The following is a 21,107-nucleotide window of genomic DNA, read 5'->3' as shown; positions in this document are numbered from 1 at the left end:
ATAAGTTAGCTATATTTTCATATTATAAAAAATTTAAGATAAAGATGGCTACTCTAAAAAAATAGTACTTAGCCAAAATCTAAATACTATCAATAATAATAAATGCATTAATCATTAGTAATAGATAGCAATATTTTGACCACTAATATTTTCAATCTTGACAGCTGTATCAAAGATATCTTCCAAAATAGCCTCATTCATGATCTGTTGTGGAGTACCTTGATATACCAGTTCACCATTTTTCATGGCTAAAATATAGTCTGAATATACAGATGCAAAGTTGATGTCATGAATAACAATCATAATTGTTTTATTTAGCTCATCGGCAGCTCGGCGTAATTGTTTCATCATGGCGACAGCATGCTTCATATCGAGATTATTGAGCGGTTCGTCAAGTAATACATATTCCGTATCTTGACATAACACCATAGCAACATAAGCACGTTGCCTTTGACCACCAGAAAGCTCATCTAAAAAACGATCTTTATATTGCGTAAGATCTAAAAACTCAAGAGCTCGGTGGATATGCTCGTAATCGTCAGCCGTTAAGCGCCCTTTGCTATAAGGATAACGCCCAAATCCGACTAATTCAAAAACAGTTAATCGGCTAGTAAAACGATTTTCTTGTCTTAATACAGATAAATAGGTTGCTAGCTTATCGCTTGGTGTGCTTACAACATCCATGTTTTGAATTTTTACTCGCCCTTCATCAGCAAATAATAGTCGACTTATAATCGATAATAATGTCGATTTACCAGCCCCATTTGGACCAATAATAGCAGTAATACCACCTTTTGAAATTGTCGCATTGACGTTTTTTAATACCGGTATTGTTTGATAGTTTTTACTAATATTATCAATTTCTATCACATCGGAACCTTTTTCAATAATAAGAAGATAAACAATGAACCACCTATAAATTCAATCACAATCGATAATGCACCAATCATATTTAGCACCCGTTCTAAGAACATTTGCCCGCCAACAAGAAATATCACCCCCAATAAAAAAGCAGTGGGAAGTAAAAAACGATGCTGGCTTGATCCACTAACACTATAAGCTAAATTAGCAATTAAAAGCCCTAAGAAAGTAAATGGTCCGACTAATGCTGTTGATATGGAAACCAAAACAGACACAAGCAATAAAATAACGGTGACACTTTTTTGGTAATCAATGCCTAGATTTATAGCATTATCACGTCCTAATGCCAGAACATCAAATTGATATCGCATTCGCCATAAAAACAAACCAATGATACAGGCAATAATTAATGAAAAGATAATCAACATCGGTTCGGCACGGGTAAAGGTAGCAAAAATTCGGCTTTGTAATATTGCAAACTCGGAAGGCGTCATTAGACGCTGTAATAGGTTAGAAAAGCTACGGAATAATGTTCCCAAAATAATACCGATTAATAATACTAAATGTAAATTTTGCTTGAGCTTAGTAAACAAACCCCGATATAAAAATAGTGAAAATAAAATTAATAAAAGTGATTCAAATATAAATCGACCAATAACACCAATATAGGGAATACCTTGTGCATCAAGACAGAAGATCACAACAGTTTGAATAAGTACAAACAGTGATTCAAATCCCATGATAGAAGGTGTTAATATCCGATTGTTAGTAACGGTTTGGAAAAGTAATGTTGATGTTGCTGCCGAAAAGGCAACTAAAATCATTGTTAGTATAATCCAAGTTCGATGCTTCAAAATGTAGTTAATATTTCCTTTAAGACCAATTGCCATAAAACAAACGACACACATTGATGCAATAACAAACAATAAAAAGACCCTTTTATGACTTGAAATATGACGGTTTTGATTAATTAACATAGCGTTTTCGACTCAACAATATTAAAAAAATAATAGCGCCAATTACGCCAAGAATAACACTCACTGGGATTTCAAAAGGATAGCGAATTATCCGCCCAATAATATCGCAAATCAAAACCAACCCACTGCCAAATAAACAAACCCATGGAATGGTTTTACGAATATTGTCACCAAATAATAAGCTGACAATATTGGGGACAATTAATCCAAGAAAGGGTAAAACGCCAACAACCACAACAACAATACCACCAATCAATGCAATGACAATAAGTCCAGTCAACATAACACGACGATAATTAAGTCCAACATTGATCGAAAAATCACGACCTAACCCAACAACAGTGAATTGATCTGCACTCCAACAAGCAAGTAATGTTAATCCGCCAACTAACCATAATAATTCGTAACGGCCTTGCAAAATAGCAGAAAAATCACCAGACTCCCAACCTGCTAGTGATTGTAACAAATCAAAATACATGGCAAAAAATGTAGTCGCTGCACTAATAATCGCGCCCAACATAACGCCAATAAGAGGTACCATCAGTACCGATTTAAAAATGATTTTACGAGAAATTGCCATAAAGACCATCGTGCCAACCATTGCAAATAAGCTTGCAACAGTCATTTTAGTCATAACACTTGCACCAGGAGCTAACACCATCATGATTAATAAACCAAGACTGGCCGATTGCGTTGTGCCAACTAACGAGGGTTCAACAAATCGATTTTGAGTCAACAGTTGCATAATTAAGCCAGCAACACTCATTGCGCTACCAGCTAACAATAAAGCAACCGTTCTTGGCACTCGACTAACAAAGAAAATCTCACGCATGTTGCTATCAGACCATAGTTCTAATAGCGTCACGTTTCCGGCACCAATAAATAAACTTATTGCAGTCATGATCAATAAAATGAAAATGCCTGCAATAAAATAAAATGATTTAATCATGCTTTACATTAATGTGCAGGCTCAGCTTGCAAAGCTACGCTAATTTGTTCCATCAAATTGCTATAAGTTTGAATACCACCAGAAATATAGATCGACGTTGAATCTAAGTAAACAATATGGTTATGTTGCCATGCTGAGGTTTTTTGAATTAATTCGTTATTCAATACTTGCTGTGCTGATTGTGCTTCTTTGTTACCAATTGCATTATCTCTATCTAAAACAAATAACCACTCAGGGTTAACACTTAAGATAAATTCCGAAGTAACAGCATTACCATGGCGCCCAGCTTCTTGGAAAGTTGTAGCGGGTTTGAATCCTAACACATCAAATACAAAACCAAAACGAGATTTCGCACTATAAGCAGACATTTTGCCACCATTAACCATAATAACTAATGCTGTTCCTGCTGTACTTGTTTTAGGTTTTAGCTGTTCTATTCTTTGATTAAAATCAGCTAATAATTTATTTGCTTCATTTTGTTTATGAAAAATCTCGCCCAATTGTTGTGTTCTTTGCGTTATGCTTCCTAAAAAGTCATTGTAATCAATATCTAATGAAATCGTTGGCGCAATATCATTTAATTTTTTATAAGCATCATTAGCACGACCACCAGCAATAATGATATCAGGCTGAATAGAACTTAATACCTCGTAATTTGGTTCAAATAAAGTCCCTACATTGGTGTAATCTTTACTGCCGTATTTAGATAAGAAAGTGGGATAATGTACATCTGATTGAGGTACTGCCGTCACAGGAATATTCAATGCGTCCATAATATCAAGCGTTGCAGTGTTAAAAACAACAACTTTTTTAGGGTTGTCTGGAACTTCTGTTTTACCTTGAGAATGTTCAATGGTCACCGTTTTTACCGGCGATTGCTGTTCTTCTTTATTATCACATCCCACTAAAACAAATAATACAGTAAGTAGTATGATGGACTTCGTTTTAATATATGAATACATTATAACTCCTAATTATCGGCCTGATTAAAAATCTATGAAAAGATAATTATAATAATTATCATTTACATTCCGATTGTAACGAAAAAAGGCATAAGGTTCAATGAACTTTAAAGATTAAAAAACACAATATGTAACAAAAGACAAGATAAATAGAAGTAAACAATAATCACAGGACTGAAAAGCTACCGATTTATTCGGTAGCATAAAAAATATTGATATTTAAAAATTTTGATTTGAATCAACAGATAAATCTTTAAGTTTTCGAGTTAACGTATTGCGTCCCCACCCTAATAGATGAGCGGCATCCTGTTTATGACCTCTAGTAAAATTGAGGGCACTTTTTAATAAGATACATTCAACATCATGTATCGCTTCAGTCAAAATGCCTGTTTTCCCACTCATAAGGGCTTGTTTTGCCCATTGTTCAAATAATAGTTTCCAATCGGCTTGTTGTTGTGGCAATAGGGTAGTAGACAATGCTGAATATTCATCATTTGTCACAACCGTTTTAGTTGTTGATGACAGCAACAATTCTGGTGGTAAATCTTGAACAAGAACCTCTTTACTAGAAGACATTACAGTGATCCATCGACAGGTGTTTTCAAGTTGGCGAACATTACCAGGCCAGTTAAATCGACATAAAACATCTAATGCTTCGGGTCTTAATATTTTACTTTCTACACCAAGTTCTTTTGCTGTAGTATACAAAAAGTGCTCGGCAAGTTTTGGAATATCTTGCGACCTATCCCGTAAAGGTGGAAGTAATATACGAATAACATTCAAACGGTGAAATAAGTCTTCTCTAAATTTACCTTCTCTGACTCTTGCTTCTAAATCTTGATGTGTAGCAGCAATAATTCGCACGTCAACTTTAATGGGTGCATACCCCCCAATACGATAAAATTGCCCATCAGCTAAAACTCTGAGTAATCGAGTTTGAACATCAAGTGGCATATCACCAATTTCGTCCAAAAACAAAGTGCCACCATTAGCTTGTTCAAACCGTCCATGCCTAATTTGAGCTGCACCAGTAAAAGCGCCTTTTTCATGCCCAAACAGTTCAGATTCAATTAGGTCTTTAGGAATTGCGGCCATATTTAACGCAATAAAAGGGGATTGTGAACGTGGACTGTGGGTATGTAGAGCTTTAGCAACTAACTCTTTACCTGTGCCTGATTCGCCATTGATCAGTACACTAATTGATGATTTAGATAATCGCCCAATAATACGAAATACCTCTTGCATTGAAGGGGCTTCGCCAATGATTCCTGTTGATGCTTTTGTACTTGTATTATTGTTAGTTTTATTAGTTTGAGTTTGAGAAATCGCCCTTTCAACCAGTTGTATAACTTCATCCACATCAAAAGGTTTTGGAATATAATCATAAGCACCTTTTTGATAAGCATTCACTGCTGCATCAAGATCCGAATGCGCAGTCATAATAATAACAGGTAAATGAGGCAATTTTTCTTTAACATAATGAAGTAATGTTAAACCATCAAGCCCCGGCATTTTAATATCCGAAATTAACACCACTGGTTTTTCAACATAAGTGTCCAAAGCCTCCATAACCTCTTGCCCTGTTGAAAAACAGACACAATTAAAATTGGCATGTGTTAGTGCTTTTTCTAATACCCAGCGAATGGAGCTATCATCATCAACAATCCAAACATTCATTTTAATTTACCTCACTGCTTAATTGGCAAATAGACAGAAAACATTGTATGCCCTGGCCAACTATTAAATTCAATTTTACCACGATGTTGATCAACAATATTATGTGCAATAGAAAGCCCAATACCTGTACCACCTTCATAACCACTCACCATAGGATAAAATAAGGTATCTTGAATATGAACAGGCACACCCGGACCCGTATCTTCAATATCGATACGAGCACATAAGCGGTAACGTTGTCCGTGTAAAGTAACCTGAAAAGCCGTTCTTGTCCTAATAGTAATTGTGCCAGAATTAGAACCAATAGCCTGTAAAGCATTACGAACAATATTTAGAATCACTTGCTCTATTTGTTCAGAGTCATGAATAAAATCTGGTAAGCTTGGGTCATAATCACGAAAAATCTCAATATTGATTGGCTTTTCTAAACACAGTAAAGCATAGATTCGCTCTATTGCTTGATGGATACTTTGCTCTTTTTGTTGTAATCGTTGTTGTGGTCCTAATAATCTATCTACAAGATTTCGTAACCTGTCTGCCTGTTCAATAATGATTTTTGTATAATCTTGTAATTCATTTTTAGGTAATTCACGTGATAATAACTGAGCAGCACCTCTTAATCCTCCTAATGGATTTTTAATTTCATGAGCAAGTCCTCTAACTAATTCACGAGCCGCATTTTGCTGAGCTTGTTGCAGTTGTTCTTGACTAAGGCGTTTATGATTATTTAATGGAACCATCTCAATTAAAATACGACCATTACCCAATAGCTGAGCGGTCAACGATAAAATATGCAGTTCATTATTAATAACTAAATTAACTTCATTATCGGTAAAACCTTGATTTTGTTCTAATGCACCAAGCATTAAATTAATATCTAATGAAAAATAACTTAATAAATCTGGAAAATAACTTTCTAGTATTTTTTTGTTACTTTGCGCTAATAACTGTTGTGCTGCAGTATTGACGTAAAGAATATTGAGTTTTTTATCAAGTAGTAAAATACTTGTAATCATTGAATCGAGAACAAGATTAGCATCAGATTCATTAGCAAATGTCATCGTCGGTTTTCCGTCCTGATTTAGGAACCACCGCATGCTAGCGGTGGTTTAGTGATTTAAATTATTTTAAAAATAACTTATAAGCTATAGTACATTTCAAACTCAACTGGGTGTGGAGTCATACGTACACGATCAACATCTTGACGTTTTAAATCGATATAAGCATCAATAGTGTCGTTAGTAAATACGTTACCACGAGTTAAGAATTCGCGATCCGCATCTAGTGCGCTGAGAGCTTCCTCTAGTGAACCTGCAACTTGTGGGATTAATTTAGATTCTTCTGGTGGTAAGTCATATAAGTTTTTATCCATAGCATCGCCAGGATGAATTTTATTGATGATACCATCTAAACCAGCCATTAACTGTGCAGCAAAAGATAAATATGGATTACCAGCTGGATCTGGGAAACGAACTTCAATACGACGAGCTTTAGTGCTAGTTACAACAGGAATACGAATTGATGCAGAACGGTTACGCGCAGAATAAGCAAGCATAACTGGCGCTTCATAGCCTGGTACTAAACGTTTATAAGAGTTAGTCGCAGGGTTAGTAAATGCATTAATTGCTTTAGCGTGTTTAATAATACCGCCAATATAGAATAATGCCATTTCAGAAAGACCTGCATATTTATCGCCAGCAAATAAATTAACACCATCTTTCGCTAATGATTGGTGACAGTGCATACCTGAACCATTGTCACCAAACATTGGTTTTGGCATAAATGTTGCTGTTTTACCATAAGCGTGTGCAACATTTTGTACTACATATTTATAGATTTGTACTTCATCAGCTTTTTTGGTTAACGTATTAAAACGACATGCAATTTCGTTTTGACCCGCGGTTGCCACTTCATGGTGATGAGCTTCAACCACTAAACCAAGTTGTTCCATAATTAAACACATTTCAGAACGAATATCTTGTGATGAATCAACCGGAGGAAGTGGAAAATAACCACCTTTCACACCAGGGCGATGACCTTTATTGCCTTCTTCATATTTAGTACCAGAATTCCAAGCAGCTTCGATATCATCAATATGCACAAAGCTACCTGACATTGGCGAACCAAAACGAATATCATCAAATAAAAAGAATTCTGGTTCAGGCCCAAAAATAACGGTATCAGCAATACCTGATGATTTTAAAAACTCTTCAGCTCGTTTAGCAATTGAACGTGGGTCACGATCATACCCTTGCAACGTTGCTGGTTCTAATACATCACAACGTAGATTTAATGTTGCATCTTCAAAAAATGGATCAATTACCGCCGTTGAGGCATCAGGCATTAATACCATATCTGATTCATTAATTCCTTTCCAACCAGCAATTGATGATCCATCAAACATTTTGCCTTCTTCAAAAAAATCATCATCAATTTGATTAACAGGGATAGTTACGTGTTGTTCTTTACCTTTAGTATCAGTAAAACGTAAATCAACAAATTTTACATCATTTTCTTTAATCAATTTTAAAACTTTTTGTGTAGACATGTAGCTTCTCCATTAAGGACAAATAATAATTGTTCAGTTTAAAAGGCGTTCTTGCCGAGTTATTAGATTATATGCAAATATGATGCCAATTTTTTAACTCTATTTTTTAGTAGCTTTATAAGCAGCTATAGTAACATAAATATTACAATTGCACTAAAATAAAGCAACAAACACCAAAATAACGCACCAAAATAGTCACATAAAAATTAAAACCAATTTTTATGTCCTATATATCTTCTCGTAGTGCTTTAATGCTCAAATAAAAAGTTATTTTATTCCAGTCATACTCGATCGTTTCTTCTGAACTAAATACCACACTATACAGCATATGATCTTTAGGATTTACGAATGATGTAGAGGGATAACCATCCGTACCCCAATAACAGCAAATTAATTTCAGTTCACTTATTCCCATGGTGTTAGCTAAATACTGATGTGCTTGTTTAGCATATTTACCTTCAATTTTATAAATGACTTCAAGCGGTTTTCCTTGTCCTTTGTCATTTTTTATACAATCATTATATTTAAAGAAATCGGGTGCATCTGCATCAAACTCACGCAAAAAATCACGACAAGTTAAATCAGGATCATAGTAATAGTGAGGAAAATATTCAGGATGTTTGATTTTTACGTTACGAAGTTTTGTTTTCTTTAACTCAGAAATTTGTTCATTAAATTGGATTAATACATTTGGATTATTAGGAAATAAAGTTGCAAATAAGTCTGACTTTTGTTTTGCAGAAACATAATGGCTATTTGAAACAATATCAACAAACATTAAATTCCACAATTTTTCTTGTTGACTAATATAATGTGCAGCATTCACCTCACTCATCATCAAATCATGATTAAATTGATTGGAATCTCGATAAACATCATAATAAAGATCAACCGCTTTATGTAGATCTTGCTCGGTACCATATCCATTTAGAATTAACCAAGCAAGGGAACGCTGAACATAAACTTTCTTGGGAAAATAAAGTTCAGTTTTCTTCATCAATTTCACATAATCACTATAAACCTTATGATAATCACCATTTTCTATATAACGATGTAAATCACTTAAGTTCTGCTCTATATAAGGATAAGAATTATCTATATCAATTTGCTGATTGATATAATCAGAATTGTCATCAGACCAAACAGGGAAAATTGAACAACAAAATAAACAAAACATGAAAATAAACTTTCGAATATGCATTTATTTTTTCCTTAAAATTTAATAATCCCTATTTTTATAGAATAAGATTTCTCTTTTGGTACTGTATTTCAGTACATAATATAGTTATAATCAATACTTATATTTAAAAAATTAGGTAATCATACAAGTATGGAATTTATTACACTCGAAATTATACCTTTTGTAAAAAACCATCTTTTACTTTCATTAGGTTGGATAGTTTTATTTATTGCAATCATTGTATTAACCATTAAAGGAAAACTATCTAAAGTTAAAATTATTAATAATGCACAAGCTATCCAGATGATTAATAAGCAAGATGCCGTTATTATTGATATTCGTTCTGCGGATAGTTTTAAAAAAGGACATATCACAGATTCTCACAATGTTTTACCTATCGACATTAAAAATGCGAGTGCAAAAACAATTGAAAAATTTAAAGAGAAAATTGTTATTTTGATCGATGAGAATGGGTTATCATCAGCAGGTATAGGTGAAATACTTGTTAAACAAGGTTTTTTATATGTTCATACCTTAAAAGATGGCATTGCAGGATGGAACGGCGAAAATTTACCATTAGTTAGAAAATAATTTTATAAAAATAAGGTTTTATTATGACAGAACAAAACAATACACAACAACCCGAAACACAATTTGCTATTCAACGCATTTATACTAAAGATGTTTCATTTGAAACTAACAATGTTCCTGAAATTTTTACCAAGCAATGGCAACCGGAATTAAATATTGAGTTAAACTCATCTTCACAAACATTAAGTGAAAATGTGTACGAAGTTGCGCTACGTGTCACTTTAACGGCAAAACAACAAGATGAGGTAGTATATATTTGTGAAGTAACTCAAGCAGGTATTTTTTCACTTATCGGATTTGACGACGGCCAAATTCAACATTGTGTTGGCGCTTACTGCCCAAATATTTTGTTCCCTTACGCACGTGAAGTTATTTCCAGTTTAGTTAACAAAGGAACATTCCCTCAAGTAAATTTAGAACCAGTAAATTTTGAAGCTTTATTCATTAATTATCTTCAACAACAGCAACAACAAGCGGAATCGACCGAAACATTACAATAATAATGTTTTAGTTAATTAACGATAAGTTTATTGGAATATTATGAAAAAAAATGCTGCAGTTACAGTAATTGGCGCAGGCTCCTACGGGACTTCTTTAGCTATTTTACTAGCACGAAATGGTCATTCCACTCTATTATGGGGACATAACCCAAATAAAATGACCATTTTGCAGCATGATAGGCAAAATAAACAATTTTTACCCGATATTCCTTTTCCAGATTTATTACAAATTGAAAGTGATTTAAAAACAGCAGTTTCAGCTGCACCTATTTTACTCATAGTGGTACCAAGCCACGCTTTTGCAAGCACACTAACGCAAATCAAACCTTTTTTGCGCAAAGAGACTAAAATAGTTTGGGCAACAAAAGGACTAGAAGTTGATACAGGTCGATTATTACAAGATGTCGCAAGAGAGATTTTAGGTAATCAAATTTCATTAGCAGTTATTTCAGGCCCAACATTTGCCAAAGAAGTAGCATCCGGCCTACCTACAGCAGTAACTGTCGCATCGACTGATGATCAGTTTTTAGCTCAACTACAACATTTATTTCATTGCAGTAAAAGCTTTCGTGTTTATAGCAGCAAAGATTTTATTGGTGTGCAACTTGGTGGTGCAATTAAAAATGTTATCGCTATTGGCGCAGGATTATCTGATGGTCTTGGTTTTGGAGCTAATGCTAGAACAGCGTTAATTACCCGTGGACTTGCCGAAATGATGCGATTAGGTGAAGTATTGGGCGCAGATCCTGCAACCTTTATGGGAATGGCAGGACTTGGTGATCTTGTTTTAACTTGCACAGATAATCAATCCCGTAATCGTCGTTTTGGAATTTTACTTGGTCAAAATAAATCAATTCAAGAAGCCCAAGATGCCATTGCGCAAGTTGTTGAGGGGCGTAATAATACCAAAGAAGTCTGGTTACTAGCCCAAAAATACCATGTTGATATGCCAATAACCGAACAAATTTATCAAGTTCTTTATGAAAATAAAGAACCCAAACAAGCTGCAATGGCATTACTTGGACGGTCACAAAAAGAAGAGCTAAAAAGCTAGTTTTTATACTCAAATATCTACCTAAAACTTTTTTAATAAAAACTACTTTTCAATACCGACTTTTTTAATTAGATCAATAATATCATGTTTTAACAAACACACGCTTTTTGATATCTAACATTAAAGGTTAGGCACGCATAAACAAAAAATTGGTAATTTTTTTAGTTTTTTATATTTAATATCCATTTTTTAAATCAATAATCATTGCAAATAAAACTTTAACAACTTGTTTTATATAACAAAAATCACATTTCTTGTATATTTTCTATATTTTCACTATTATTACAGAGTGTAATTTTGCACGATACTTGAGAAATCAGATGTTATTTAAAATATTAAAATTTTTCTTAAAGATCTTATTCCATGTAAAAATTCATGGTAATTTTGAAAACTTAAAACAAGATAGACTTCTTATTACTCCTAATCATGTATCTTTCCTTGATGGTATTCTAATCGGTGTATTTTTACCTGTAAGACCCGTTTTTGCTATTTATTCGGGTTATATTAATCACTGGTTAGTCCGCTTAGCAAAGCGTTATGTTGATTTTGTGCCAATGGATCCTCTCAGTCCAATGGCAATTAAGCGATTAGTTAGAGAAATTGAAAAAGGTCGCCCTATAGTGATATTTCCTGAAGGAAGAATTACTATAACAGGTTCTTTAATGAAAATTTATGATGGCGCTGCTTTTGTTGCAGCACGTTCTCAAGCAACCATCGTACCAGTTTGGATAGAAGGAGCAGAATTTACTCTGACCAGCCGTTTAAAAGGATTGTTTAAACGTCGCTTATTTCCAAAAGTAACCATTCATGTACTTGAACCGACATCAATTGCAATGCCTGATGCACCTAAGGCTAGTGAACGACGTTATATTGCAGGTGAAAAACTTCATCAAATTATGATGAATGCTCGTATGGCAAGTCGTCCCAAATTAACACTTTTTGAAGCATTATTAGAAGCACAAGTTCGCTATGGCGTTAGATCAAGAATGGTGCAAGATCCAACAACACATGAAGCTTCTTATCGTAATCTACTCAAACAAATTATTGGCGTTAGTTGCATTATTGCCAAAATAACCAAAGACAAAGAGCGAGTGGGTGTTTTGTTACCAAATGCAACCATTACTGTTGCAACTATTTTTGGTTTATCAGTAAGAAATCGAATTCCAGCAATGCTTAACTATACCGCTGGAACAAAAGGTTTGAACTGTGCTATTACGGCTGCCGAAATTAAAACTATTATTACTTCACGCAAATTTATTAGAAAAGGTAAACTTGATTATCTACTTGAAGAAATCAAAGATGTTAAGTGGTGTTTTCTTGAAGATCTACGTCATAATTTAACCGTTACAGATAAACTTTATATCGCAATTCATCAGTATATTCCTCGATTAGTTAAATGCTCTCAGTCAAGTGATGATGAAGCACTAATACTATTCACCTCTGGTTCAGAGGGAAATCCAAAAGGTGTTGTCCATAGCCATGGAAGCCTACTTGCTAATGTTGAACAAATTCGGACTGTTATAGATCCAACCCCCGCAGATCGCTTCATGTCGGCTTTACCGCTATTCCATGCCTTTGGTATTACCGCAGGGTTATTTTTACCACTATTTTCAGGTAGCCGTACATTTTTATATCCAAATCCATTACATTACCGTATGGTCCCTGAAATTATTTATGACCAAAACTGTACGGTCTTATTTGGTACTCCAACTTTCTTGGCAAACTATGCCCGTTATGCGCATCCATATGATTTTATGCGTTTACGCTATGTTGTTGCAGGTGCTGAAAAGCTATCAGACGCAGTACGAGAACAATGGAAAGATAAATATGGTATTCGTATTTTGGAAGGTTATGGTGTTACCGAATGTGCACCTGTTGTAGCACTTAATGTTCCCATGGCATTTAAAGCGGGTACTGTAGGGCGATTATTGCCGGGCATGACATCAAGATTAATTCACATTCCAGGTATTAGTGATGGCGGTGAATTACAAGTCAAAGGACCTAATGTTATGAAAGGTTATTTACGTGTTGAAAACCCAGGCAAACTTGAAGAACCTGTCGCTATCGATGAACATGGGGAGTCCGAAAAAGGTTGGTATGATACTGGTGATATCGTTGCTATCGATAGAGAAGGATTTGTAACGATCAAAGGACGCCTGAAACGATTTGCCAAAATTGCAGGCGAAATGGTTTCATTAGAAAGTGTTGAAACCTTAGCAAAAAAAATCGACTCAGATGCAATGCATGGAGCAACAGTTAAAGCTGATGTAGCTAAAGGTGAAGCGATTGTCTTATTTACGACTTCTGAAAAATTAAATCGAGAACAACTTAACCTAGCCGCTCAAGAATTAGGTATCCCTGCATTAGCTGTTCCTCGTGATATTCGTGTGGTTAAAGCATTACCATTACTAGGTACAGGTAAAATCGACTTTATTACCCTACGAAAAATGGCTGATGAATAAACAAAGAGATGTCATATGAAACAGCATTCACTATTAAGCAAAGGCATGGTCTCGACCATGCTAGCGCAGTTTTTTTCAGCATTTGCCGATAACGCAATTTTTTTTGCCATCTTAGCTTTCATTAAAAATTTGCATTATCCAACCTGGAGCCAATCGGTATTACAGATTAGTTTTGTCGCACCGTTTATCATACTTTCACCTTTTGTGGGTCAATTTGCTGACAGTATGTCAAAAGGCAAAGCAATGATGATTTCAAATAGTATCAAATTATTAGGTGCAGGTTGTATTTGTTTAAATATAAGTCCTTTTGTTAGTTACTTTTTAGTTGGCATAGGAGCTGCTGCTTATTCTCCTGCTAAATACGGAATTTTAGGTGAACTCACTACAGGCAATAATTTAGTTAAAGCAAATGGATTAATTGAAGCATCTACCATTGCGGCAATTTTGCTTGGTTCGCTAGCTGGTGGTCATATAGCTGACTTTAATATAAATGCATCCTTACTTACTTGTATATTAATGTATGGACTAGCGGTTATTGCTAATTTTTTCATTCCTAAGTTACCTGCTGCACGGCAAAATATTTCATGGCAATTTATCGATATGGTAAACGATTTTACTAATACAGTAGAAATCATATGCAACAATAAACGTGTTTTATTTACACTATTAGGTACCAGTTTGTTTTGGGGAGCAGGTATTACTTTACGTTTTCTATTAATTAGTTGGGTTCCTGCTATTTTAGATATTCATGACAACGCTACACCAACAAACCTTAACGCGATAGTTGCTATCGGAATTGTAATTGGTGCAGGGCTAGCAAGTACATTTATTTCAATTAACAACACATTACGTTGTATTCCGGCAGGAATAATGATGGGAATAGCTGTAATCGCCTTTACATTACAAGGCCATATCATTTCATCTTATATATTACTTATTGTTATTGGTGCATTAGGCGGTTTCTTTTTAGTGCCATTAAATGCATTTATTCAAAAAATAGGCAAAGAATTGGTTGGTGCCGGCAGTGTTATTTCCGTGCAAAATTTGAGTGAATATACTGCAATGATGGTAATGTTAGGGATTTATACGTTAGCAGTTGCGTTAAAATTATCAGTAATTACTATAGGCGTTGGCTTTGGTAGTTTATTTGCTATAGTGATATTTTTGTTATGGTTAGGACTAAAAAAGAATGCAAAAAATTAACCTATCAGGTATGTTAACCGAAAGTCGTAACCCAAATAGTGAAACAATAGATAACTGTTCCACGCTGGAAATACTACAAATAATCAACAATGAAGATAAACAAGTTGCACTTGCTGTTGAAAAAGAGCTAATAAACATAGCAAAAGCTGTCGATGCAATTAGCCAGAGCTTTTTAAATCAAGGACGATTAATCTATATTGGTGCAGGTACTTCTGGCCGGCTAGGTATTTTAGACGCAAGTGAATGCCCACCTACTTATGGCACACCGCCCGAACAAGTTATTGGCCTAATTGCAGGAGGAAACTCTGCTATTTTTAAAGCAGTTGAGAACGCCGAAGACAATTCTGAGTTGGCGATTAATGACCTAAAAAAAGTCAATTTTAACCCAAATGATATTTTAGTTGGCATTGCAGCTAGTGGGCGCACACCTTATGTAATAGGCGGTATGCAATATGCCAAATCAATCGGAGCAACTGTCGTCAGTTTATGCTGCAACCCTAAAGCCCCAATGATTAACATAGCAGATATAGCAATCACGCCTATTGTTGGTGCTGAGGTAATTACTGGCTCGTCAAGAATGAAAGCCGGTACAGCACAAAAACTGGTACTAAATATGCTAACTACAGCCAGCATGATTAAAATAGGTAAAGTGTACGGCAATCTCATGGTTGATGTCGAGGCGACCAACGCAAAACTCATTGAGCGACAAATATCAATCGTCATGCAATCCACCGATTGTAGTCGAGAAATGGCTATTCAAGCATTAAATCAATGCCAAAAGCATTGCAAAACTGCCATTTTAATGATTCTTTCTGGTCTAAATGCAGCACAAGCTAAACAAGTCCTTAATAAGAATAATGGCTTTATTCGTCGAGCATTATAGCGCTCACCAATCGTATTTTGATAAAAACAAAAGTATTTTTTACTATAATGTGATGAGTAAATATTTTTTAGCTTATTTTGTAGTGTAAAATAACTGAGTATTTTTATTTTATAGACTTTATATTATGTAATTAATATAAAAATTAGGAGGTAGTTATTATGGTTGGAATTATCCTAGCAACTCATGGGGAGTTTGCTGAAGGTATTCTACAATCAGGAACGATGATATTTGGAGAGCAAGAAAATGTTAAAGCTGTTACCTTGCATCCAAGTGATAGTCCGGAAAGTTTAAAAGAGCGAATGCTTGAAGCAATAGCTACATTTGATAATCAAGATGAAATACTTTTTTTAGTTGATTTATGGGGAGGCACACCATTTAATCAAGCCAACAATTTATGTGGAGAGCATAGTAACTGGGCTATTGTAGCTGGTTTAAATCTACCTATGTTAATTGAAGCCTATTCCTCTCGTTTTTCAATGGAAACAGCGAAAGAAATTGCTGCTGCAATTATTGAACCAAGTAAAGAAGGCGTTCGTACAACGGTCGAGACTCCAACAAGTAATACTCAATCAAGCAAACAATCATCGACTATTCCAGAAGGTACAGTACTTGGGGATGGCAAAATGAAAATTGTATTAGCTCGTATTGATTCCCGCTTATTGCATGGTCAAGTTGCTACTGCTTGGACTAAATCAACAACCCCTAATCGTATTATTGTCGTTTCTGACTCAGTATCCAAAGATAAGTTAAGAAAAAAACTCATTGAAGAAGCAGCACCTCCTGGTGTAAAAGCCAATGTTGTTCCTATCAAAAAAATTATTGAGGTATCTCGCGATCCACGTTTTGGAAATACAAAAGCTTTACTTTTATTTGAAACACCGCAAGATGTATTACGAACAATAGAAGGTGGTGTTGACATCAATGAGATTAATGTGGGATCGATGGCTCACTCTGTAGGCAAAGTTATGGTAAACAAAGTACTATCAATGAATGCTGAAGATGTCGAAACATTTGAAAAATTAAAAACAAAAAATATAAAATTTGATGTTCGTAAAGTACCTAACGATTCTAATAGCAATATGGACGAATTACTAAAAAAAGCGAAAGAAGAATTAGCGCAGCAAAAGAATTAATTTATTTAAGGGGTTATATTATGACATTATCAATTATTGCTATCATTTTGGTGATATTTATCGCTTTTTTAGCAGGAATGGAAGGTATTTTAGATCAGTTCCAATTCCATCAACCTTTAGTTGCTTGTTCATTAATTGGACTTGTAACAGGTAATTTAGAAGCAGGTGTTGTACTAGGCGGTTCGTTGCAAATGATTGCACTTGGTTGGGCTAATATTGGCGCAGCCGTTGCGCCCGATGCCGCACTAGCATCGGTTGCTTCGTCAATTATTTTAGTACTAGGTGGACAAGGTGTTGCTGGTGTATCGACAGCCATTGCTGTTGCCATTCCACTTGCAGTAGCCGGTTTATTCTTAACCATTATCGTGCGAACTATTGCTGTTCCGTTAGTTCATATGATGGACGCTGCTGCTGAAAATGCCAATATTAGAAAAATTGAATTATTACAAATTTTCGGTATCTGCCTGCAAGGCTTACGTATAGCTATTCCCGCAGCAGCTTTACTATTTATTCCTGCTGAAACGGTTAAAAGCGCTTTAGCTGCAATGCCTAAATGGTTAGAAATAGGAATGTCTATTGGGGGTGGTATGGTGGTTGCTGTTGGTTATGCAATGGTAATTAATATGATGGCAAACCGTGAGGTATGGCCATTTTTTATTATTGGTTTTGTGATTGCGGCTATATCGCAATTGACATTAATTGCAATTGGTGCTTTAGGCGTCGCATTAGCACTAATTTACCTCAGTCTTTCGGAACGTGGCAATTCATCAAATGGTGGTAGTAAAGGGGATCCACTTGATGATATTTTAAATGATTACTAAGGACTTGGAGAAAAAAATGACTGATAGAATTCAATTAAGCAAAAAAGATCGTTTAGCTGTTGTTTGGCGTTCAACTTTCCTTCAAGGTTCTTGGAACTATGAACGTATGCAAAATGGTGGTTGGGTTTACTCAATGATTCCTGCTATCAAAAAATTATATACTAGCAAAGAAGATCGTTCAGCAGCTCTTAAACGCCACTTAGAATTTTTTAATACACACCCTTATTTAGCATCACCAATACTTGGAGTAACACTTGCATTTGAAGAAGAACGCGCAAATGGAGCGGCTATTGATGACGTTACCATTCAAGGGGTAAAAATCGGTATGATGGGGCCACTTGCAGGTGTGGGCGATCCCGTATTCTGGTTTACATTGAGAATGATGCTTGGAGGACTTGGCGCATCACTCGCGCTTAGCGGCAATATTATGGGACCAATTTTATTCTTTTTACTCTGGAATATTATTCGTTGCTGTTTTATGTGGTATACCCAAGAATTTGGTTACCATACTGGCTCAAAAATTATTGATAATTTATCCGGTGGTTTACTACCTAAAATAACTAAAGGTGCCTCTATTTTGGGAATGTTGGTTGTAGCCGCTTTGGTACAAAGATGGGTGTCAATAAAATTCCAACCTGTTGTTGCAAAAGTAAAATTAAATAACGGTGCATTCATTGACTGGGACTCATTACCTACTGGTGGAGAAGGCATTCAAAAAGCATTAATGCAAATGCAAAATGGTTTATCACTTACCCAACAAAAAGTAACTACTTTACAAAATAACTTAGATCAATTAATACCAGGACTCGTTCCTTTACTATTGACCTTCTTTTGTATGTGGTTACTTCGTAAAAAAGTATCACCAATTTTAATTATCCTTGGATTATTTATTGTTGGTATAGTTGGGCATGTAATCGGCCTGTTATAAAATATAATGTTTTATAACATTTTCTAAAAAAGTACTATATTTTAATATATAGTACTTTTTATATATCACCATTTTATTATATCTTTCGATAAAACCATTATTTTTAACTCATTTAACGTTTAAAAATAATAGGTTAATTTATAAAACTACCAATTTATTTATGGATAATAATGGTTCAATCATTAAACACTAAATTAGACTTAACCACACAAGCAACAGCTTTCGTTGGTTTTACAGAATATGGCAATATTATGATTGGCGACAAAGCCTTTGAGTTCTACCACAAAAATGACCCTCGTAAATATATACAAATACCTTGGGACGAAGTAGACTACGTTGTCGCATCTGTGCTATTGGGTGGTAGATGGATTCCCCGCTATTCAATTCAAACCCAAAAAAATGGAACTTTCACCTTTGCATCTAAAGACCCGAAAAAAGTACTAAAAGCTATTAGAGTTTATGTTGACGGACAAAAAATGGTTCGCTCACTGGGTTTTTTTGATGTTTTAAAACGGGCTTTTTTTCGAAAAAATAAAAAGAAATAGCACCATCATTGCGATAACTCTCGATAAATAAAATAAAACGGACTATTTTTAGTGCTCTTTGTGGCACTAAAATTAAATAAATCATAATTATACTATTTTTTCTATTCTTTTTTGTAAGTTAGCTTAAACAAACAACATAGAATCACATCAACAACAATCAGCCATTGCACTTTTTACTAGAAAGAGTATAATTCTGGGGCTTTGATTTTGTCCATGTTGGGCAAAAAAAAGATTATTTTTTAACTTAAGAGGATGTTATGGTAACTATTCGTTTAGCTCGTGGCGGCTCTAAAAAGCGCCCTTTTTATCAAGTAGTTGTCACTGATAGCCGTAACCCACGTGATGGTCGTTTTATTGAGCGCGTTGGCTTTTTTAATCCAATTGCACAAGGTAAAGCAGAAGAATTACGTTTAGATCTTGATCGCGTAAATCACTGGGTTGGTTTAGGTGCAACTGTTTCTGATCGTGTTAACGCACTAATCAAACAAGCACAAAAAGCTGCTTAATAAAGTTATTAAGAGTCACTGTAATGATGAATACTGAGAACCTCATTGTTGTTGGCAAGCTTGGTTCAAGCTACGGAATTCGTGGGTGGATCAGAATTTTTTCGTTTACAGAAATTCCAGATAGTATTTTTGATTATACTCCTTGGTATATCCAGCGTGCTGGACAATGGCAAGAAATAATCGTAGAAAGCTTTAAACCGCATAATCAAGACATGATTGTGAAACTCAAAGGCATTGATGATCGAGATCAAGCTAATGCACTAACTAATGCTGAAGTATTTGTTGATGCAGAAAAATTACCCGCACTTAGCAATGGTGATTTTTATTGGAAAGATCTCATTGGTTGCCGAGTAAAAACAGTTAATGGTTATGATTTAGGGCTGGTGACTGATTTAATGGAAACCGGATCTAATGATGTATTGGTGGTAAAAGCAAATCTAAAAGATGCATTTGGAACAACAGAACGTTTGATTCCTTTTGTTGAAGATCAATTCATTAAACAAGTTGATTTAACAACAAAAACGGTTTTGGTCGATTGGGATCCCGCTTTTTAATTGGTAAGGTAACAATATGTGGATTGGCGTAATTAGCCTTTTTCCCGAAATGTTTCAAGCTATTACCTGTTATGGCGTAACTGGTCGAGCAGTAAAAAATGGTCTGTTAACAGTAGATTATTGGAATCCGCGCAATTTTGCGCATGATAAGCATAAGACTGTCGATGACAGACCTTATGGTGGTGGTCCAGGCATGTTAATGATGGTACAACCACTTAGGGATGCGATTCATGCGGCAAAAGCAGTTGTAGGTGACAATACAAAAGTAATCTATCTTTCCCCACAAGGGCGCAAATTAGACCAACAAGGTGTTTGCGAATTGTCAAAAAATCAAAAATTAATTTTGATTTGTGGACGATACGAAGGCATAGATGAACGCGTTATCCAAACCGAAATTGATGAAGAATGGTCAATTGGGGATTACGTGTTAAGTGGCGGAGAGATACCGGCGATGACAATGATTGATGCACTAGCAAGATTTATTCCTGGCGTATTAAATCACCAATCATCAGCAGAAGAAGACTCTTTTGCTAACGGTTTACTTGATTGTCCACACTATACTCGGCCTGAGGTGTTAGATGGAATGGCGGTGCCTGATGTGTTAATGTCTGGTCACCATGAAGCGATTCGTCGTTGGCGATTAAAGCAATCACTAGGACGAACTTGGTTAAGAAGAGAAGATCTTCTTGCAAATCTAGCTCTGACTGATGAAGAGCAATGTTTACTTGCTGAATTTAAACATGAATACAGCAATAAACAAAGCAATTAATATT

Annotated in this window: 20 protein-coding genes and 2 pseudogenes; 14 read left to right on the top strand and 8 right to left on the bottom strand. The window is 35.1% G+C overall.

Features of this window, described 5'->3' with window-relative positions; translation table 11 throughout:
• Positions 1-114: 114 nt before the first annotated feature.
• From GQ589_RS04365 to GQ589_RS04330, 8 genes are all read right to left on the bottom strand, one after another.
• On the bottom strand, positions 115-870 hold the full coding sequence (locus GQ589_RS04365) for an ATP-binding cassette domain-containing protein (RefSeq protein WP_160400254.1): 756 nt from the start codon (positions 868-870) through the stop codon (positions 115-117).
• Positions 867-1,838 carry an iron chelate uptake ABC transporter family permease subunit gene (locus tag GQ589_RS04360; RefSeq protein WP_160424791.1) on the bottom strand — a complete coding sequence of 324 codons (972 nt, stop codon included), beginning with the start codon at positions 1,836-1,838 and terminating at the stop codon, positions 867-869. The genes GQ589_RS04365 and GQ589_RS04360 overlap by 4 nt, the downstream gene beginning before the upstream one ends.
• On the bottom strand, positions 1,828-2,784 hold the full coding sequence (locus GQ589_RS04355; protein ID WP_160424817.1) for an iron chelate uptake ABC transporter family permease subunit: 957 nt from the start codon (positions 2,782-2,784) through the stop codon (positions 1,828-1,830). The genes GQ589_RS04360 and GQ589_RS04355 overlap by 11 nt, the downstream gene beginning before the upstream one ends.
• A gap of 11 nt (positions 2,785-2,795) precedes the next feature.
• Positions 2,796-3,749 (bottom strand): siderophore ABC transporter substrate-binding protein, encoded by a 954-nt coding sequence (locus tag GQ589_RS04350; RefSeq protein WP_160400252.1) that lies wholly within the window; start codon positions 3,747-3,749, stop codon positions 2,796-2,798.
• Positions 3,750-3,968: 219 nt separating this feature from the next.
• Positions 3,969-5,426 (bottom strand): nitrogen regulation protein NR(I), encoded by a 1,458-nt coding sequence (glnG, locus tag GQ589_RS04345; protein WP_160424789.1) that lies wholly within the window; start codon positions 5,424-5,426, stop codon positions 3,969-3,971.
• Between the two features lie 11 nt (positions 5,427-5,437).
• The gene (gene glnL / locus GQ589_RS04340; protein ID WP_160400250.1) at positions 5,438-6,487 is read right to left on the bottom strand and encodes a nitrogen regulation protein NR(II); all 1,050 of its coding nucleotides are present in this window, start codon (positions 6,485-6,487) and stop codon (positions 5,438-5,440) included.
• 77 nt (positions 6,488-6,564) lie between these two features.
• Positions 6,565-7,974 carry a glutamate--ammonia ligase gene (gene glnA, locus GQ589_RS04335; RefSeq protein ID WP_160424785.1) on the bottom strand — a complete coding sequence of 470 codons (1,410 nt, stop codon included), beginning with the start codon at positions 7,972-7,974 and terminating at the stop codon, positions 6,565-6,567.
• 226 nt (positions 7,975-8,200) lie between these two features.
• Positions 8,201-9,175: a DUF4952 domain-containing protein gene (locus tag GQ589_RS04330; RefSeq protein ID WP_160424783.1), complete on the bottom strand. Its 975-nt coding sequence runs from the start codon at positions 9,173-9,175 to the stop codon at positions 8,201-8,203.
• 129 nt (positions 9,176-9,304) lie between these two features.
• On the opposite strand from GQ589_RS04330, the gene GQ589_RS04325 reads away from it, so the two are divergent.
• From GQ589_RS04325 to trmD, 14 genes and pseudogenes are all read left to right on the top strand, one after another.
• Entirely contained in the window at positions 9,305-9,745 is a 441-nt protein-coding gene (locus GQ589_RS04325; RefSeq protein WP_160424781.1) for a rhodanese-like domain-containing protein, read from the top strand.
• 23 nt (positions 9,746-9,768) lie between these two features.
• Positions 9,769-10,245, top strand: a complete 477-nt coding sequence (secB, locus tag GQ589_RS04320; RefSeq protein WP_160400246.1) for a protein-export chaperone SecB — start codon at positions 9,769-9,771, stop codon at positions 10,243-10,245.
• 40 nt (positions 10,246-10,285) lie between these two features.
• Entirely contained in the window at positions 10,286-11,299 is a 1,014-nt protein-coding gene (gene gpsA / locus GQ589_RS04315) for an NAD(P)H-dependent glycerol-3-phosphate dehydrogenase (RefSeq protein WP_202113730.1), read from the top strand.
• A 320-nt stretch (positions 11,300-11,619) separates the two neighbouring features.
• Positions 11,620-13,761, top strand: a complete 2,142-nt coding sequence (gene aas, locus GQ589_RS04310) for a bifunctional acyl-ACP--phospholipid O-acyltransferase/long-chain-fatty-acid--ACP ligase (protein WP_160424779.1) — start codon at positions 11,620-11,622, stop codon at positions 13,759-13,761.
• A gap of 15 nt (positions 13,762-13,776) precedes the next feature.
• Positions 13,777-14,964, top strand: coding sequence for a lysophospholipid transporter LplT (gene lplT / locus GQ589_RS04305; protein ID WP_160424777.1), 1,188 nt, complete (start codon positions 13,777-13,779; stop codon positions 14,962-14,964).
• Positions 14,951-15,847, top strand: coding sequence for an N-acetylmuramic acid 6-phosphate etherase (gene murQ / locus GQ589_RS04300; RefSeq protein WP_160411911.1), 897 nt, complete (start codon positions 14,951-14,953; stop codon positions 15,845-15,847). Before lplT ends, murQ begins: the two co-directional genes overlap by 14 nt.
• Before the next feature lie 158 nt (positions 15,848-16,005).
• Positions 16,006-16,381 (top strand): annotated as a pseudogene (locus tag GQ589_RS12520) (PTS sugar transporter subunit IIA); the annotation flags it as partial.
• Between the two features lie 56 nt (positions 16,382-16,437).
• Positions 16,438-16,980: pseudogene (locus tag GQ589_RS12515) on the top strand (PTS system mannose/fructose/N-acetylgalactosamine-transporter subunit IIB); the annotation flags it as partial.
• A 20-nt stretch (positions 16,981-17,000) separates the two neighbouring features.
• Positions 17,001-17,801: a PTS mannose/fructose/sorbose transporter subunit IIC gene (locus GQ589_RS04290; protein WP_065635490.1), complete on the top strand. Its 801-nt coding sequence runs from the start codon at positions 17,001-17,003 to the stop codon at positions 17,799-17,801.
• 16 nt (positions 17,802-17,817) lie between these two features.
• On the top strand, positions 17,818-18,729 hold the full coding sequence (locus GQ589_RS04285; protein ID WP_160424773.1) for a PTS system mannose/fructose/sorbose family transporter subunit IID: 912 nt from the start codon (positions 17,818-17,820) through the stop codon (positions 18,727-18,729).
• A gap of 170 nt (positions 18,730-18,899) precedes the next feature.
• Positions 18,900-19,274 carry a DUF956 family protein gene (locus tag GQ589_RS04280; protein WP_160424770.1) on the top strand — a complete coding sequence of 125 codons (375 nt, stop codon included), beginning with the start codon at positions 18,900-18,902 and terminating at the stop codon, positions 19,272-19,274.
• A 257-nt stretch (positions 19,275-19,531) separates the two neighbouring features.
• Positions 19,532-19,780: a 30S ribosomal protein S16 gene (rpsP, locus tag GQ589_RS04275; RefSeq protein WP_034900786.1), complete on the top strand. Its 249-nt coding sequence runs from the start codon at positions 19,532-19,534 to the stop codon at positions 19,778-19,780.
• Between the two features lie 23 nt (positions 19,781-19,803).
• Positions 19,804-20,334, top strand: coding sequence for a ribosome maturation factor RimM (rimM, locus tag GQ589_RS04270; protein WP_160400238.1), 531 nt, complete (start codon positions 19,804-19,806; stop codon positions 20,332-20,334).
• Positions 20,335-20,350: 16 nt separating this feature from the next.
• Positions 20,351-21,103: a tRNA (guanosine(37)-N1)-methyltransferase TrmD gene (trmD, locus tag GQ589_RS04265; RefSeq protein ID WP_160424768.1), complete on the top strand. Its 753-nt coding sequence runs from the start codon at positions 20,351-20,353 to the stop codon at positions 21,101-21,103.
• Positions 21,104-21,107: the final 4 nt, after the last annotated feature.

The sequence above is a fragment of the Gilliamella sp. Pas-s27 genome, assembly GCF_009795865.1.
Lineage (GTDB): Bacteria > Pseudomonadota > Gammaproteobacteria > Enterobacterales > Orbaceae > Gilliamella.
The sequence above is the reverse complement of the archived record's forward strand: the minus strand, read 5'-3'. Positions and strand labels throughout refer to the sequence as shown.